General features: G+C 65.8%; 14 protein-coding genes, 1 pseudogene and 1 riboswitch. Of the genes and pseudogenes, 13 read left to right on the top strand and 2 right to left on the bottom strand.

The window, feature by feature from the left end; translation table 11 throughout:
* Positions 1 to 148 precede the first annotated feature (148 nt).
* The 7 genes from cobA (at position 149) to cobF (ending at position 4,376) form a co-directional block, all read left to right on the top strand.
* Positions 149 to 883, top strand: a complete 735-nt coding sequence (gene cobA / locus HCZ87_RS15375) for a uroporphyrinogen-III C-methyltransferase (protein ID WP_167645051.1) — start codon at positions 149 to 151, stop codon at positions 881 to 883.
* Positions 880 to 1,227 (top strand): DUF1636 family protein, encoded by a 348-nt coding sequence (locus HCZ87_RS15370; protein ID WP_167645049.1) that lies wholly within the window; start codon positions 880 to 882, stop codon positions 1,225 to 1,227. The genes cobA and HCZ87_RS15370 overlap by 4 nt, the downstream gene beginning before the upstream one ends.
* 86 nt (positions 1,228 to 1,313) lie before the next feature.
* Positions 1,314 to 1,712, top strand: a complete 399-nt coding sequence (locus HCZ87_RS15365; protein ID WP_167645047.1) for an Imm10 family immunity protein — start codon at positions 1,314 to 1,316, stop codon at positions 1,710 to 1,712.
* Between the two features lie 134 nt (positions 1,713 to 1,846).
* Positions 1,847 to 2,062, top strand: a riboswitch (cobalamin riboswitch).
* 35 nt (positions 2,063 to 2,097) lie between these two features.
* Positions 2,098 to 2,268 (top strand): CbtB domain-containing protein, encoded by a 171-nt coding sequence (locus tag HCZ87_RS15360; protein ID WP_167645045.1) that lies wholly within the window; start codon positions 2,098 to 2,100, stop codon positions 2,266 to 2,268.
* Positions 2,269 to 2,271: 3 nt separating this feature from the next.
* Positions 2,272 to 2,964 carry a CbtA family protein gene (locus tag HCZ87_RS15355; RefSeq protein ID WP_167645043.1) on the top strand — a complete coding sequence of 231 codons (693 nt, stop codon included), beginning with the start codon at positions 2,272 to 2,274 and terminating at the stop codon, positions 2,962 to 2,964.
* Between the two features lie 64 nt (positions 2,965 to 3,028).
* Positions 3,029 to 3,523, top strand: a complete 495-nt coding sequence (locus tag HCZ87_RS15350; RefSeq protein ID WP_167645041.1) for a hypothetical protein — start codon at positions 3,029 to 3,031, stop codon at positions 3,521 to 3,523.
* Positions 3,524 to 3,611: 88 nt separating this feature from the next.
* Positions 3,612 to 4,376 (top strand): precorrin-6A synthase (deacetylating), encoded by a 765-nt coding sequence (gene cobF, locus HCZ87_RS15345; RefSeq protein ID WP_167645039.1) that lies wholly within the window; start codon positions 3,612 to 3,614, stop codon positions 4,374 to 4,376.
* Positions 4,377 to 4,476: 100 nt separating this feature from the next.
* Here cobF and kynU read toward each other — a convergent pair whose 3' ends face one another.
* Positions 4,477 to 5,667 (bottom strand): kynureninase, encoded by a 1,191-nt coding sequence (gene kynU, locus HCZ87_RS15340; RefSeq protein WP_167645057.1) that lies wholly within the window; start codon positions 5,665 to 5,667, stop codon positions 4,477 to 4,479.
* Position 5,668: 1 nt separating this feature from the next.
* Positions 5,669 to 5,779, bottom strand: a pseudogene (locus tag HCZ87_RS21095) (tryptophan 2,3-dioxygenase); the annotation flags it as partial.
* Between the two features lie 507 nt (positions 5,780 to 6,286).
* Between HCZ87_RS21095 and HCZ87_RS15330 the strand changes: the two are divergent.
* The 6 genes from HCZ87_RS15330 to HCZ87_RS15305 all read left to right on the top strand — a co-directional run.
* The gene (locus tag HCZ87_RS15330; protein ID WP_167645035.1) at positions 6,287 to 8,761 is read left to right on the top strand and encodes a chemotaxis protein CheB; all 2,475 of its coding nucleotides are present in this window, start codon (positions 6,287 to 6,289) and stop codon (positions 8,759 to 8,761) included.
* 388 nt (positions 8,762 to 9,149) lie between these two features.
* Complete coding sequence (locus HCZ87_RS15325) at positions 9,150 to 10,511, top strand: serine/threonine-protein kinase (protein ID WP_167645033.1); 1,362 nt, start codon at positions 9,150 to 9,152, stop codon at positions 10,509 to 10,511.
* Between the two features lie 18 nt (positions 10,512 to 10,529).
* Positions 10,530 to 11,741 (top strand): FHA domain-containing protein, encoded by a 1,212-nt coding sequence (locus HCZ87_RS15320; protein ID WP_254868664.1) that lies wholly within the window; start codon positions 10,530 to 10,532, stop codon positions 11,739 to 11,741.
* Entirely contained in the window at positions 11,725 to 12,630 is a 906-nt protein-coding gene (locus HCZ87_RS15315; RefSeq protein WP_167645031.1) for a PP2C family serine/threonine-protein phosphatase, read from the top strand. Before HCZ87_RS15320 ends, HCZ87_RS15315 begins: the two co-directional genes overlap by 17 nt.
* The gene (locus HCZ87_RS15310) at positions 12,627 to 13,892 is read left to right on the top strand and encodes a hypothetical protein (protein WP_167645029.1); all 1,266 of its coding nucleotides are present in this window, start codon (positions 12,627 to 12,629) and stop codon (positions 13,890 to 13,892) included. The genes HCZ87_RS15315 and HCZ87_RS15310 overlap by 4 nt, the downstream gene beginning before the upstream one ends.
* Positions 13,893 to 13,946: 54 nt before the next feature.
* Positions 13,947 to 15,130: dynamin family protein (locus tag HCZ87_RS15305; RefSeq protein WP_175582280.1), on the top strand; the 1,184-nt coding region annotated here is incomplete at its 3' end.

Below are 15,130 nucleotides of genomic sequence, written 5' to 3'. Positions count from 1 at the left end.
ATTCCACCATCCTGGACGAACCCGACGCGCCCCTGGCCCGGGTGATGGACGCCGATGGCAACCCGGTGCCAGAGACCGGATCCGTCAAGGGTCATGTCACCGGCACCTTCTTTCACCTGATCACCGGCGAGCCTGAAGGAGAAGCCAAATGAGCGGTTTTGTCAGCTTTGTCTCCTCCGGCCCGGGCGACCCGGAGCTGTTGACCGTCAAGGCCGTAAAGCGCCTGGAGGCCGCCGATGCGGTGCTGTTTGACGATCTCTCCTCCGGGCCGATCCTGAGCCATGCGCGCGAGGACGCCGATCTGGTGGGCGTCGGCAAACGCGCGGGCCGCCCCTCGCCCAAACAGGACCATGTCAGCCAGCTGCTGGTCGATTACGCCCGGTCCGGCGCCCATGTGGTGCGGCTGAAATCTGGCGACAGCGGCGTTTTTGGCCGGCTGGAAGAAGAGCTGACCGCCCTGCGCGCCGCTGGGATCAAATACGAGATCATCCCCGGCGTCACCGCCGCCTCTGCCGCCGCGGCGGCTGCGGGCATTCCGTTGACCCGGCGGCTGACCGCGCGGCGGTTGCAGTTCATCACCGGACATGACGTGACCGGCGGGCTGCCGGATCATATGAACCTCGCCGCGCTGGCGGATGCCGAGGCCACCACCGTGGTCTATATGGGCAAGCGCACCTTTGCCGCCCTGCTGGCGCTTTTGCGCGAGGCCGGCCTGCCCGGTGACACCCCGGCGCTGGTGGCGCTGGGGGTTTCGACCCCCGCACAGGAGCTGCATCGCAGCACGGTTGACGCCCTGCCCGCGCTGCTGGAGCAGCTGGAGAGTGGCGCCCCGGTGCTGATCCTCTATGGCCCGCTGGCAGAACCGGACAGCGCCCCCGCATGAGCCACCCGACCATCAGCCTCTGCCAGTCCTGCGATATCACCGATCCGACGCTGCCGGATCGCCTGGCAGAGGCCCTCAGGCTGGCGGGGCTGGAGGCCCGGCTCCAGAGTGTTGGCTGCATGTCCGGCTGCATCCGCCCGCAGGTGTTGGCAGTACGCCAGAGCGGCAAGACGGCCTATCTGTTTGGCGAGATCACCGCCGCCGATATCCCGGATCTGGTCACATTTCTGCGCTTGTATGGCGAGAGCCGCAAGGGCACATTCCCCGATGCCCGCCCGCTCGGTGGCCTGCGCAACAAGGCGATCGCCCGCATCCCGCCAGAGCGCGGCGGAGGGCAGGAATGAGCCCCAACCAACCGACTTAGACGAGTTCTCCTATTGGCCGCGATTGTGTAGCCTAGTGGCAATTTAGATCACGCTGGGAAAACGCCGTGCACTCGCAAAAATTCAAACATGCGTCAGCGTCGAAAGAAGTAGACTATGAAATGGTGGCCTTCGGCGATGCAAGTGACGGTTCAACAGACTATGTGATCTTGCAGTTGGTATACGAGTTTGACGATCAAGATCGCGCGACCGGCATGGACGGAATATATCTAGAAATCAATGATCAAGCACATGGCGCTTACAAAGCTGTGCGTCGGATTGAAGTTTTTCTCAACGCTGTGATCATTCATTTCTCACCTCAACAGTTAAAGCTGCCAGACGCTTTCAACCCCTTTTGCATTCCGCTTAAAGACGTTGTCCGCCTGAGCCCTGATGTTTGTGCGATGCTGGCCGGGATGGCTTGCCGTGCTGGAATAAACTTTGAGAACAAGCCTACCGAGTATTGAGGCACCGCAACGGCGGCTTCGTCCGCATTGCTGCCCCTCACGCCGCCCCGGCAACTGCCGTTGAAGTATACCCCGATGCCGCAAACGCCCCCCGAAAGGGTCGATTCCAGCTTGACCCAAACGCCCAGCACAAGGCAATACATCTTAGATACGGTGTCTAATGGTGCAAAGCATCGGGACTGAAACGGGAATGAGGAACGGCGGACCCAATCGCGGCGTCGAAGCCTCAACCGCCCCCGCGACTGTGAGCGGCGAGCGATGATCCGGCATCCACTGGCTTCTGGGCCGGGAAGGAGGATCATCACCGTGACCCGCGAGTCAGGAGACCGGCCGTGTGCAATGAAACTTTTCCGCCGTCGGGTGTGACGGCACGGAGGACCCCACTATGACGACCAAGGCTCTGAAGTCTACCGCCACTGCTTCCCAAATCCTGCCCGCGCTGTTTGCCGTGGTTCTGGGTCTGGGTATCGTAACCCTGACCGGTCACGTTCAGGCATCGACCCTGCATGACGCGGCACATGACGTGCGCCACGCAACCGGCTTTCCCTGCCACTAAGGTATGTTTAGCCGCATTTTGACCAGCGCATTGTTCGCTGGTGCTGTAGCAGGGCTGATAATCGCCCTGCTACAGCTCTTTTTCGTGCAACCGGTGCTCTTGCATGCCGAGCTTTACGAGTCCGGCGCCTTGGTGCATTTCGGGGCTGATCCGGTCACCGCCCATCCTGAACTGCCCGGCCTGTTTGACGAGCCGATGCGCAATCTGCTCAGCGTCTTGTTCACCATGCTGACCTATACCGGCTATGCGCTGCTGATGGTGGCGCTGATGTCCATTGCCGAGGGCCGTGGTCACGCGATCACCGCGCGCAGCGGTATCCTCTGGGGACTTGCGGGCTTTGTCACCTTCCATCTGGCCCCCGGCTTTACGCTGGCGCCGGAGGTGCCGGGTGTGGCCGCCGCGGATGTCGGCGCGCGCCAGATCTGGTGGTTTGCGACGGTTGCCTCGGCGGGTCTTGCCATGTGGCTGATCGCCTTTGGCAGCAATATCGTGGCCTATGCGGTGGCGGCGCTGCTGCTCCTGGCCCCACATGTGATCGGCGCGCCGGAGCCTGACGTCTTTACCGGGCCGGTGCCGACCGAGATCGGTGCGCTGTTCGCCGCCCGCGCCTTTGGCGTTGGCCTCGCGGCCTGGGTCCTGCTGGGCGCCTTTGCCGGGTATTTCTGGCAAGCCGAAGGTCAGCGGGCCGAAGCCTGAGACACAATCCAGCGCCCCGCCAGACCCGCGTTTGGCGGGGCGTTTGTTATGTAAGGATAAAACGATGTCCCGTTCCCTCTCTCTCTTTGCTATTGGTCTGGTCTTTGGCGGTGGTCTCGGCTTTCTGGTTGCCGCCGGAAACGGCATTACCCTGGATGGTCATGATCACGGCGATCACGGCCATGGTCAGGCCAGCCCAGCGGAAACCATGGCGCATGAGCACAGCGCCACCGTGGATATTGCCGCCGGGGATAGCGCGCCCAGTCTGGAAATCGCCCTGACGCCTGACCCGATGGCGGGCTGGAACCTGCATGTGATGCCGCAGAATTTCCGCTTTGCGCCGGAGCATGCCTCCAGCAAGGATATTGCCGGCGAAGGCCATGCGCATGTCTATGTCAATGGCACCAAGATCGGCCGGCTCTATGGCAATTGGATGCATATCGGCGCGCTGCCCGACGGCGAAGTCGAGGTGAAGGTCTCGCTGAACTCCAACAGCCACAACGGCATCACCGTCGCGGGCCAGCCGGTCGAGGCCAGCGTCACGGTGACGGTGGAGTAAGCCGCGCGGGATGCGCTAAACCCCTTGACCTTCTGCTCCAGCGGCCCCACTCCGGGGCCGTTGTTTTATCTTGCACTGGAGAGGCGCGATGATCCATCTCAGCCTGATTGGCATCGGCACCGGGAACCCCAAGCATCTGACGCTGGAAGCGGTGGAGGCGGTGCGGGCGCAGGATCTGATCCTGATCCCCAACAAGGGCGCGGGCAAGGATGATCTTGCCGGGCTGCGCCAGCAGATCTGCGCCGAGCTGCTGACCGGGGCGCCGCACGCGCCCAGGATCATTGAGTTCGACCTGCCGGTGCGCGACCCCAGCACCGCCGATTACCGCCAACGGGTGGATGACTGGCACGATGCCATCGCCGAGGTCTGGCAGGCGGCGCTGGCAGCGCATCTGCCGGAAGGCGGTTCCGTGGGCTTTCTGGTCTGGGGGGATCCGTCGCTCTATGACAGCACCATGCGGATCGCCGAGCGGCTGCGCGCGCGCATCCCGATGCAGATGCGGGTGATCCCCGGCATCACCTCGATCCAGGCGCTGACGGCGGCGCATGGCGTGCCGCTCAACAGCATCGGCGCGCCGGTGCAGATCACCACCGGCCGCCGCCTGCGCAGCGAGGGCTGGCCTGCGGGCTGCGATACGCTGGTGATCATGCTGGACGGGGAATGTTCCTTCCAGAGCCTGCCCGCGCCGGAGGGAGTCACCATTCACTGGTCGGCCTACGCGGGGATGGACAACGAGATCAATATCGCCGGGGTGCTGTCAGAGGTCCAGGCAGAGATCCTCGACACCCGCGCGAGGGCCCGGCAGGATCATGGCTGGATCATGGATATCTACCTGCTGCAACGCCAAGGCTGACCTCGACCGGATGCGTCAGGCGGCACGGGAGCACTCCCCTCTCCTGTGCAGCACAGCGCCTGGCCGCTTGCCTTTTTCGCGCCAGCGCCCGCAGCGCGGTTCAGGTCACCCGGGCACGGACCTGATATTTCGGGTCGCGCCAGACCTCGGTGGTCATCACCTCTTCCAGGATCTCGGCGGCGCGGACCACCTCTTCCTCGTCGAGATAGAGCGGCGTGAAGCCAAAGCGCAGGATATCGGGGGCGCGGAAGTCGCCAATCACCCCGTGATCAATCAGCGCCTGCATCACCGGATAGGCCTCGGCAAAGGCAAAGGAGACCTGCGAGCCGCGCTCTGCCGCCGCGCGGGGCGAGGCCAGGGTGAGCTGCGGACAGCGGGCCTCCACCTCGGCAATGAAACGCTCGCAAAGCGCCACGGATGCGGTGCGGATCTCCTGCATCGTCAGCCCCTCCCAGACGTCCAGCGCCGCGTCGAGGATCGAGAGCTGCACGATCGGCGGGGGGCCGACGCGCAGGCGCTCGGTGCTCATGGCGGGGCGATAGCCCGGCTCCATCGCAAAGGGCGCGTCATGGCCGAGCCAGCCCGAGAGCGCCGGTTCAATCTCCAGCACAAGATCCGGGCGGGCGTAGATAAAGGCCGGAGCACCGGGCCCGCCATTGAAATACTTATAGGTGCAGCCCACCGCAAATTCCGCGTTGCAGGCGCTCAGATCCACCGGCAGGGCGCCGGCGCTATGGGCCAGATCCCAGATCATCACCGCCCCCGCCGCATGGGCGCGACGGGTGATATCCGCCATGTCATGCCGGCGACCGGAGCGATAATCCACCTCGGTCAGCATCACCACGGCGACCTCATCGGTGATCGCATCGGCGACCTCTTGCGGCGCGACGGTGCGCAGCTCGTAATCCTTGCCGATGGTCGAAATCAGCCCCTGCGCCATATAGAGATCGGTTGGAAAGTTGCCCGTGTCCGAGAGGATCACCCGGCGATCGGGGCGCATTTTCAAGCTCGCGGCCAGGGCCTGGTAGACCTTGATCGAGAGCGTATCGCCGGTGGCGACGCTGCCCGGCGCCGCGCCGATAAAGCCCGCGATACGGTCGCCGACCTTCTGCGGCAGCGCCATCCAATCGGCGGTGTTCCAGGCGCGGATCAGCTGCTGGCCCCATTCCTCGGCCAGCACGGTTTGCGCGCGCTGAACCGCCCCTTTGGGCAGCGGGCCCAGGGAGTTGCCATCAAGATAGATCACCCCTTCGGGCAGATCGAACAGTTGTTTTCTAGGTAGTTGGGTCACGTCAGAGCTCACCTCTCAGGCTCCAGAGTTCAGGAAAATGGTCAACGGTCGGCTGGCGATGCATATACTGCACAGCCAAAGCGCCGCCATTGCCGCGTTTGAAACCGATCACATGCGCCAGCGGACGCCCAGCGCAAACCCGCCAGCAACGGCGGCACAGGCGCAGACCCCGCCGGGGTTGGCCCCGCGCAGCGAGGCGGCGCGCGCTGGTGGCGGCGTCAACGGCCTGCCCTCCCCGCGCCAGCATCTTTGCGCGATCCCAACCGGACCGGGCCGCAGCATCCCACATCGTTGCCCGCGCTGTTCCGGGGCTGTCGGATGATTGGATCATTTTTCTGCTGCTCCCTCGCCGCCTCCCGTCGCGGACGGGTGGTCTTGCTGGTGGTCACGGTATTGCCGAAATGCGCGAGGTGCAAGCGACCAGCTTTGCGTATATGCTGCCCCAAAGGAGCACCCAAATAGCGAAGCCCGCCGGGGCCGGCCACAGCTCTCTCCCCGCCTGGGGTATCTGAAACAAGCTGACGGCGCGGCGCGGCGATGGCCGCTGTCTGCCTCGTTGCGATGCTGAGCGCCCATCCCCCCCCCGCGCGACGGCTGTGAACGACAGGAGAGCAGATCCATGGCAGAGGCACAGCCGCCATTCCTGATCGGAATAGCCGCGTCGGCGGGCGGGCTGGAGGCGCTCGGCCAGCTGGTGCGGACCCTGCCGCAGCGGGCCAATGCAAGCTATATCATCGCCCAGCATCTCTCGGCGGACCACAAGAGCCTGCTTTGTCCGCTGATCGCCCAGGAGACGGAGCTGCCGGTGGTGGAGCTCACCGAAGCGGAGGTCGCGCCGCAGGCCGATACGATCTATATCGTGCCGCCCGGCTTTGACGTCATCCTGGAGACAGGTCAGATCGCCCTGCGCGCCCCCAGCAGCGCTCCCGGCACGCCAAAGCCGCTTGCGGATCGCCTGTTCAGAAGCCTCGCCGAGGGCTGCGGCGCGCGCAGCCTCGGCATCGTCCTCTCTGGCACCGGCAGTGACGGCAGTGACGGGCTGCGCGCCATCCACAGTGCTGGCGGCATCACCCTGGCCCAGGCCCCCGACACGGCCAAATACGACAGCATGCCCGCCTCCGCGATCCAGACCGGCTGTGTCGATCTGAGCTTGCCGCCGGATATGATCGGCCAGCAGCTGATGCGGATCCTGTCCAATCCGGGTGATCTGGCGGATCTTCAGGCGCCCGCCCCCTCCGACAGGCTGCGGGATCTCTATGCGCTCCTTCTGGACCACAGCGGGGTGGATTTTCGCGACTATCGTGAGAACACCATCAACCGCCGGATCGCCCGCCGCATGCTCCGCTTGGGGATCACGCAGGAGCGGGACTACCTTGCCCTTTGCCACCGCAACCACAGCGAGATTGATGCGCTCTACCGGGATCTGATGATCTCTGTCACCCGGTTCTTTCGGGATCCGGCGCCGTTCCGCCAATTGGCCAAGGCCATCCGCAGCCTCGTTGAGCACCACCCCAACGGGCAGATCCGGGTCTGGGTGGCGGGCTGCGCCACCGGCGAGGAAGCCTATTCGGTCGCCATGCTCTTTGCCGATGCGATGGGCGGGCTGGCGCATCTGCGCAAGGAGCGCCTCCAGATCTTTGCCACCGACACCGACGCCAAGGCGCTGGAGGTGGCGCGGCGCGGGGTCTACCCGCTGACGGCGGCCAATGACGTGCCCCGCCCCTATGTGGAGGACTACCTGCGCGTGGGCCGCGAGACCCTGGAGGTGGACAAGCGGCTGCGCGCGGTGGTGCTGTTTTCGCGCCACAACATCATCCAGGATCCGCCCTTCATCAATCTGAACCTGATCAGCCTGCGCAACCTGTTGATCTACTTTGGCTCTGCCCTGCAAGAAAAGGTGCTGTCACGCATGGCCTATGCGCTGATGCCCAATGGCAAGCTGTTCCTCGGCGCGTCGGAAACCGTGGGGGCGATGCAGGGGCATTTTGAAACCCAGTCCTTGCCGGCCAAGCTCTATTCCAAACGTGGATTGCGCCAGACCATGCGGCCGCCGCCGCATTCGGGGCCACTGACCCCGAGCCTGCGCCCGCCGCATCGCCCGGCAAGACCAGCCGCCGATGCGCCGCAGCAGGATATGTTCGAGACGCTGACCCGCATCCTGGCGCCCAATGGGTTCATCACCACCCGCGACGCTGAAATCATCCGCATCCTGGGCGATATCTCCCATGTGACCGAGCTGAATGAGAGCAGCGCCCTGCAACGGATGAGCACCAAGATCCTGAAATCGACTCTGCGCGCGGAGGCCGCCAGCCTGATTACCCTGTGCCTGCGTAGTCGAACCAAGCGCGTTGGTCGCTGGCACGATATCAGGGGCTATGGCTTCGATCAGGTGCGGCTGATCTGCTATCCGTTGTTGACCGATGGCGAGGGCGAGGATCACGCGCTGTTTGCGGTAGAGACCCGCAAGAAGCAGCCGCGCCTGCTGCTGACGCCGCCGGAGATGAGCGACCAGTCCCGCCGGGCCTATGTGCGCCAGATCGAGGAGGAGATCGCCGCCACCCGGGAGGCGCTGCACCACACCATCGCGGAATTGCAGAGCTCCAACGAGGAGATGCAATCGGTCAACGAGGAGATGCAGGCCACCAATGAGGAGCTGCAAGCCAGCAACGAGGAGCTGGAGACCTCGAATGAGGAATTACGCTCCACCAACGAAGAGCTGATCGCCGTCAACGAGCACATGCAGCGCAACGCCACCGCGCTGCAACAGCTTTCGCTCGAGCTGGCCGCGATCCTGAAGGCAACCCCCTATCCGACACTGGTGGTGGATCCGGCGCTGCATATTCGCCATGCCTCGGCGGCGGCGCAGCGCTATTTCGATCTCGGCGACCTGCCGCGGGAGGGCACGCCGCTCAGCGCTTGCCGCACCACCGACGGCCAGCCCCAGATGGCGCCCGAAGTGACCCGGAGCCTGCGCAGCCGGGAACGAGAAACCGTCTCCTTTAGCGAAGATGGCCGCGAGAAAACCATGGCCTTCACGCCGATCTTCAAAGGCCGGGAGCAGCAGATCATCGGCACCATCGTCTCGGTCATCTGAGGCGCTGCGGCCTTGCGCGCTGGGCGGGTCTTGCCCCCTGCGCGGCGCGCCTCAAGCCTCTGTCAAAACAGAATAAAATTTTATGAAACCGCGACAGATTCTGTCTGCACCGCAAGCATTTGGCGGGACCGCGCCTCGATCCGCCCGGGCGGCGGTCAAAAGCTTAAACCGCGGTAATTTTAACTAAGATCTCGTTAAGAACCGGAGCCCGGTTCTGTCCTTATTTTCAACGTGATTTCGCGAATTACGGCACAAATGGGGCAACTTGGCCACATTTGCCCGCAAAAAGTCGCCTTTTTTCCCCGTTTCACCCGCAGCCTCGCCTGACGGGCCTCATCCCTCGGGGGCTCGTCCCTCTCTATCTGCCATGATCCTCAGGAGATGTTCCATGCTGCATCAGCCCGTGACCGCCCAGCCCGCTAGCGATGTGGAACTCGCCTGTGGGACGCGGCTGTTGCAGGGGCAATATCAGATCGAACAGCCCCTGATCGCGGGCGGCTTTGGCATCACCTATCTGGCGCGCGACAGCCTTGATCGCCGGGTGGTGATCAAGGAATGCTTCCCCGGCGCGCTCTGCCTGCGCGAGGACGGCCAGGTGCGCCCGCTGGGACCGGCGCAGCTGAGGACCTATAACGCGGTGCTGCGCAGTTTCCTGCGCGAGGCGCATCTGCTGGCACAGGCAGAGCATCCCAATATCGTCCCGGTGCATCAGGTGTTTCGTGAAAACGGCACCGCCTATATCGCGATGGATTTCATCGACGGGCTGGATCTGCTGTCGCTGCGCGAGGCGCAGCCCGCGCGCATCACCCCGGCGATGATCCAGAGCTGCCTGGTGCAGGCTCTGCAAGCTCTTGGCGCGCTGCATGATCTGGGCATCCTGCACCGCGATCTGTCGCCCGACAATCTGATCTGGACCGCCAGCGATCAGCTGGTGCTGATCGACTTTGGCGCCGCGATCGCCGCGCGTTCCGAGGAGCAGGGCAGCGCGGACGAGGCGCTGGCGGTCAAGGATGGCTATTCCCCGCATGAGCTCTATCACCGCAATGCTGCGGCACGGCCTGCATCGGATCTTTATGCGCTTGGCGCGACCCTCGTGTTCCTGCTGACCGGCGAGGCCCCCGCCTATGGTCCGGCCCGCCTTGAGGCGGTCACCCGGGGCGAGGCCGATCCGCTGGCCGCACAACTGGCTCAGGCTGGCGCCAAGGCGCCGTTCTGGGCAACGGTGGCAAAGGCGCTCTCGGTTCTGCCCGGGGATCGCTACCAGAGCGCCGCCGAGTGGCTGGAGGCGCTGGAAGGATGCGCCGAGACCCCGGCCGCACCGACCCAAGCGCCGATGTCTGCCCCCCGCGTTAACGCCCCCAGCGGGCCGGTCGGGGCCGCGACGCAGGCCGAACCGCAGAGGAAATCGCGCATCGCGGCACTGGTGGCCGAGGCCAGGGGAGAGATTACCGCCGGCCTGCCCCGGGTGCTGCGTCAGGATGCCGCCCCCGCAAGGGTCGATCCGGGCAAGGATCGCAAGCGTCAATTCGTGGATATGTTCGGCCAGCCGATCAGCGATCTTCAGGCCTGGCTGGCAGAACAGGACAACACACGCCGCGTGACGGCGGATCGCACGTCGGCCCCGGCAAAAAGCACCGGCACGCCCGGGACGGCAGAGCAAACGCCGCCGCCCGCGGCGGCGGGCAGATCCGCGCTGCATCGGTTCTTTGGCAAACGCATGGCGGCGCGGCCCGCCGCCCCGGCATCCTAATCACCAAGAGGTTCGGACATGAGATTCATCAAGGACATTATCGGCGAGCACCGCAGCCGGCTGCACCCCGAGGCCCCCGGCAGCGCCCCCGCACCGCTGCGGCTGGACGCCGAGGCCCGCGTGGAGGATGCCCCCGCCGAGGAGATGCCGGATACCAGCCGCACAGATCAGCTGGACGCCGTCACCGCGTTGCTGGCCGCCACCGAACACGACGATGATCTGGCTCCGATCACTGCAGCTCCGCAAACCCCGTCGCAGCGGACCAGCGACGAGGATTTCGACCGCCTCTTTGCCCGCACCCGGCAGGAGGAAGAGGCGCTCTGGGCCAGGGATGCGGCAGAGGATCTTGCCGCGGCGGAGGACGCGCAGCAGCAGCCTGCCACCGCGCAGGCTCCGCAACTGCCCGAGGCCGACCCGCGCGACTATCGCCTGTTCACCCGCCGTCGCGCCGAGGCTGCTGCCGACACCGCCCCAAATCCCGAGGCCGCAGCGCTTGGCCAGACCGACGCGCCCAGCGCCGCGCCGCTTGCGGAGCCTGCCCCCGCGCCGCTGCGCCGGGCACGGGATCTGGCGGCGCGCGCGACGCCCGACCCGGCGCCTGCCCCCAGACAGGCTCCCAGACAGGCCCCCAATCTGGCCCCCGACCCAATCAGCCAGGCGGCCACGGACCTGCCGCCGCCGCTCACCGATCTTGACAGCCCCAGCGGGCCGGTCGATGTGCCCGCCCCGGCGCTGGGCCGCGCCGCCGCGCGCAGTGGCGGGCGGGTGAAAACCCGGCTTTTGGGGTTCAACCCTGCCAATGCCACCGATCCCTTTGCACCACAGACAGACCCCGCCGCCGCGACCTATTCCGAGTTTCCCGTCGGATGGCTTGCCGTCATCAGCGGCCCCGGGCGTGGTGCCACCTTCACCCTGCACGCCGGGGTCTCCACCATCGGGCGCGGTGCGGATCAGGGCGTGCCGCTGGACTTCGGCGACACCAGTATTTCGCGCGATCAGCATGCCGCCATCGCCTTTGATCCCGAAAGCCAGGCCTTTTACGTCGGTCATGGCGGCAAGGCCAATCTGGTGCGGCTGAACGGCCGCCCGGTGCTGAGCACCGAAGTTCTGAACCCCGGCGACACCCTGCGCATCGGTGAAACCGAGCTGCGCTTTGTGCCGCTCTGCGATCAGAGCTTCAGCTGGGATGGCGCGCAGGAAGGCGACATGCGCCATGCCGCCGCGCGCTAGCTTCACCTATGACGCTGCCACGGCGATCAGCCAGGGCCGCCGCGACCGGCAGGAGGATTCCGTTGCCTCGGATTTCCTCACCGGCGCGGGGCTTGGCTTTGCGGTGTTGGCGGATGGCATGGGCGGGCATGCCGCCGGGGATATGGCCTCCAAGATCGCGGTGACCGAGGTCTTTGCCGGGCTGAAGCTCTGGTCGGATGCGCCGCAGCGGCTGGAGGCGCAGATCGAACAGGTGCTGACCAATGCCGCCGAGGAGGCCAATGCCTGCATTCGCGCCTATGCCCAGTCCCGCCCGGAGGCGCTTGGCATGGGGGCGACGCTGCTGGCGCCGGTGATCGTGGACAACCGGCTCTATTGGCTGTCGGTGGGCGACTCGCCGCTCTTGCTGTTTCGGGCCGGGCGTCTTTATCGGCTGAACGCGGATCATTCGCTGGCCGCGCAGCTGGATCAGATGGTGGCGGCGGGGCAAATCTCGGCCCGGGAGGCTCGGGAGCACCCGGATCGCGACTGCGTGACCTCGGTGCTCACCGGCCATGAGATCCCGCAGATGGAGTGCCGCCACGCGCCGCTGGCGCTGCAACCCGGGGATCTGGTGATTGCCACCAGCGACGGCTTGCTGGCCCTGAGCGCGCAGGAGATCGAGGATCTGCTGAACGCAGCGGGCGCGCTCAGCAGCGCCGAGCTGAGCCAGCAGATCCTGGCCCAGGTGGAGGCCGCCAATGCGCCGGAGCAGGATAATGTCTCCTTCTGCCTGATCCGGGTACAGCAGACAGCGGCGGCGCAGCGCGCGCGCCCCGCCCGCAAACGCCGCCGCTTCAGCTTTCTCGCCACCGGCAGCCGCCGCAAGGGGCTGCACCTGCATCACAGCATCAGGGATGGATCCAGATGATCAATGACGCCGCCGCCATGACCCCGCTGGCCGGACAATTGAGCGAGACCCTGCATGCCGGTCTGCTGCCCCGGCAATATGCCGACTGGGGCAAGCGGTTGCTGCAACGGCTGCAACAGCCGGTGCAGGTGGTGGTGATCGGCCTGCCGGGCAGCGGCAAATCCGCCCTGATCGACATGCTTCTGGGCCAGCCGGTGCTGGGGCAATGCCCCTCGGCGGGCATGACCGAGGTGCGCTTTGGCACCAGTTGCCGGGCCGAGATCGAGACCGCCGATGGCGCGATCCGCCATCACGAGGGCCGCCTGTCGGACCCCAGCACCCTGACCGACCCCGGGCTGGCCGCCCTGCGCCTGCGACAGGAGCTGCCGGATCCCCGGTTGCAAGGCATGAGCCTGACCGAGATCACCCTGTTTGGCGCCCCCTCGCGCCAGTCCGCGATCATGACGCAAGCCGTCAGCTACGCCGATATCCTGCTGTTTTGCAGCACCGAGTTCAGCGCCCCGGAACAGGCGCTCTGGGCCGGGGTGCCGGACGAGCGCAAGGACCACAGTTTTCTTGTGCTGACCATGGCCGACCGGCGCATCATGCGCGGCACGCTGGAGGAGACCATCACGGCGCTGGAGCCACTGGCCGCGCAGGAGTTTCTTGGCCTTTACCCGCTGGCCGCCGTGCAGGGGCTGACCGCGCAGGTCGGCGGCGGCGCGGATCAGGCCGGGCTGGATCGGCAGCTCTGGCACTCCAGCGGTGGCAAGCGGCTTTATGATGATCTGGTGCACCAGATTGATCAGGGCCGGACCTCTGATCTGGATCAGGCCGAAATGCTACTGCGCCAGTTTGGCCCGCCGGATCGCCGCAAGGCCGCGCCACAGCCGCCGCGCGCCGCAGCCGAAGTCGCAACACGGCCCACAGCCGCGACCGCCGCGGCGTCGCCCATGCAAACACAGATCAACGAGCAAGACCTCCTGGCCGAAGCCTGCGCCATGATCCGGGAACAGGCCGAGCGCATGCTGGCCGGCTGCGAGGGCGCCGAGCCGCCGGATCTGGCCTGTGTTTTTGACGGCGCGCTCAACAGCCTGCGGCAGGTCTTGCACAGCCTTGAGCCCCATGCGGCCCAGTCCCCGAGGCTGCGCGCCCTGAAGGACGCAGCCCAGGACGGCGAAGAGGTGCTGATGCTCTGTCAGCTTGAACAAAACGAAGAAGCCGCCATCGACGCCGTCACCGTGCTGATGCAATTGCGCCGCGAAATGTCGCCCCCCGCCTGACCGCCCAGACCCCGCCGAGCCCCTGCCCCTGATGACCTGAGGACAGACCGCCACATGTATATCGAGACCGAAATCGACCGGACCACCGAATTGCGGGTTGCCGCACAGCCGGGCAACCGCGCCGAGGGGCTGGAGCCGCTGCAAGAGGTGGCCAGGGAGATCACCCGGCTGCAAGCCGCGCTGGAGCAGCTCGCGGGCGCGCCGGACGACAAGACCACCCGCAACCTGCGGCGGCTGGGTCAGGAGCTGGAAAACTTCGAGCCCGCCGTGACCTTTCTCGGGCAGGTGAAATCCGGCAAGACCACGCTGGTCAATGCGCTGGCGGGCTGGTCGGATCTGCTGCCCTCGGATGTGAACCCCTGGACCTCGGTGGTGACCTCGCTGCATCTGACGCCCGGTCAGGCCCGCGCCGAGACCAGCGCCCGGTTTCGCTTTATGACCGAGGAGGAATGGGACCATCTGCTGACCCGCGGTGGCCGCATGGGCGAGATGGCTGGCCGGGCCGGCGCCGAGGGCGAGATGGACAAGATCCGCCATCAGGTTGAACATATGCGCGACCGGGCCAAGGCGCGCCTGGGACGCAAGTTCGAGCTGTTGATGGGCCAAAGCCACGATTACGGCTATTTCGACAAGAACCTGATCGAGCGCTATATCTGCCTCGGCGATGATCCCGAATTCGCCGAAGAAGAGGAGGCGCATCAGGGTCGCTTTGCCGATGTGACCCGCTCTGCGGATCTTTATCTCGGCAGTCCGGTGCTGCCCTGCAAGCTCTGCCTGCGCGACACGCCGGGGGTCAACGATACGTTTTTGATGCGCGAGCAGATCACCCTGCAAGCGCTGCGCGACAGCCGCGTCTGCGTGGTGGTGCTGACCGCCAGTCAGGCGCTCTCGACCGTGGATCTCGGCCTCATCCGCATGCTGAGCAACCTTCAGGCGGAACAGGTTGTGTTGTTCGTGAACCGGATCGACGAATTGGCCGATCCCGCCGCGCAGGTGCCGGAGATCGAGGCCAGCCTGCGCGAGACGCTGAAAGCCCATCATGTGCCCGAAGGCGCCGACATCCTGTTTGGCAGCGCGCTCTGGGCCAATGCGGTGCTGGCGGGGGATCTGGATGCGATGCCGCCCGCCTCGGCGCAGGCGTTGTTCAACTGGGCCGAGGCCCGGGCGGTGCCTGGTGGCGGCGAGATCGAGCCGCAGGATATGGTCTGGACGCTTTCGGGCCTGCCCGCGCTCAATCA

Source organism: Phaeobacter sp. HF9A, from assembly GCF_011806385.1.
In the GTDB taxonomy this organism is placed as follows: domain Bacteria; phylum Pseudomonadota; class Alphaproteobacteria; order Rhodobacterales; family Rhodobacteraceae; genus Epibacterium.
Note: the sequence above shows the minus strand (reverse complement) of the source record. Positions and strands in the feature narration are given on the sequence as shown.

Coding starts and splice junctions, on each gene's coding strand:
- cobF (WP_167645039.1), top strand. CDS start 3,612: ATGATCCATCTCAGCCTGATTGGCATCGGCACCGGGAACCCCAAGCAT.
- HCZ87_RS15330 (WP_167645035.1), top strand. CDS start 6,287: ATGGCAGAGGCACAGCCGCCATTCCTGATCGGAATAGCCGCGTCGGCG.
- HCZ87_RS15370 (WP_167645049.1), top strand. CDS start 880: ATGAGCCACCCGACCATCAGCCTCTGCCAGTCCTGCGATATCACCGAT.
- HCZ87_RS15315 (WP_167645031.1), top strand. CDS start 11,725: ATGCCGCCGCGCGCTAGCTTCACCTATGACGCTGCCACGGCGATCAGC.
- HCZ87_RS15360 (WP_167645045.1), top strand. CDS start 2,098: ATGACGACCAAGGCTCTGAAGTCTACCGCCACTGCTTCCCAAATCCTG.
- HCZ87_RS15355 (WP_167645043.1), top strand. CDS start 2,272: ATGTTTAGCCGCATTTTGACCAGCGCATTGTTCGCTGGTGCTGTAGCA.
- HCZ87_RS15310 (WP_167645029.1), top strand. CDS start 12,627: ATGATCAATGACGCCGCCGCCATGACCCCGCTGGCCGGACAATTGAGC.
- HCZ87_RS15320 (WP_254868664.1), top strand. CDS start 10,530: ATGAGATTCATCAAGGACATTATCGGCGAGCACCGCAGCCGGCTGCAC.
- HCZ87_RS15350 (WP_167645041.1), top strand. CDS start 3,029: ATGTCCCGTTCCCTCTCTCTCTTTGCTATTGGTCTGGTCTTTGGCGGT.
- HCZ87_RS15325 (WP_167645033.1), top strand. CDS start 9,150: ATGCTGCATCAGCCCGTGACCGCCCAGCCCGCTAGCGATGTGGAACTC.
- cobA (WP_167645051.1), top strand. CDS start 149: ATGAGCGGTTTTGTCAGCTTTGTCTCCTCCGGCCCGGGCGACCCGGAG.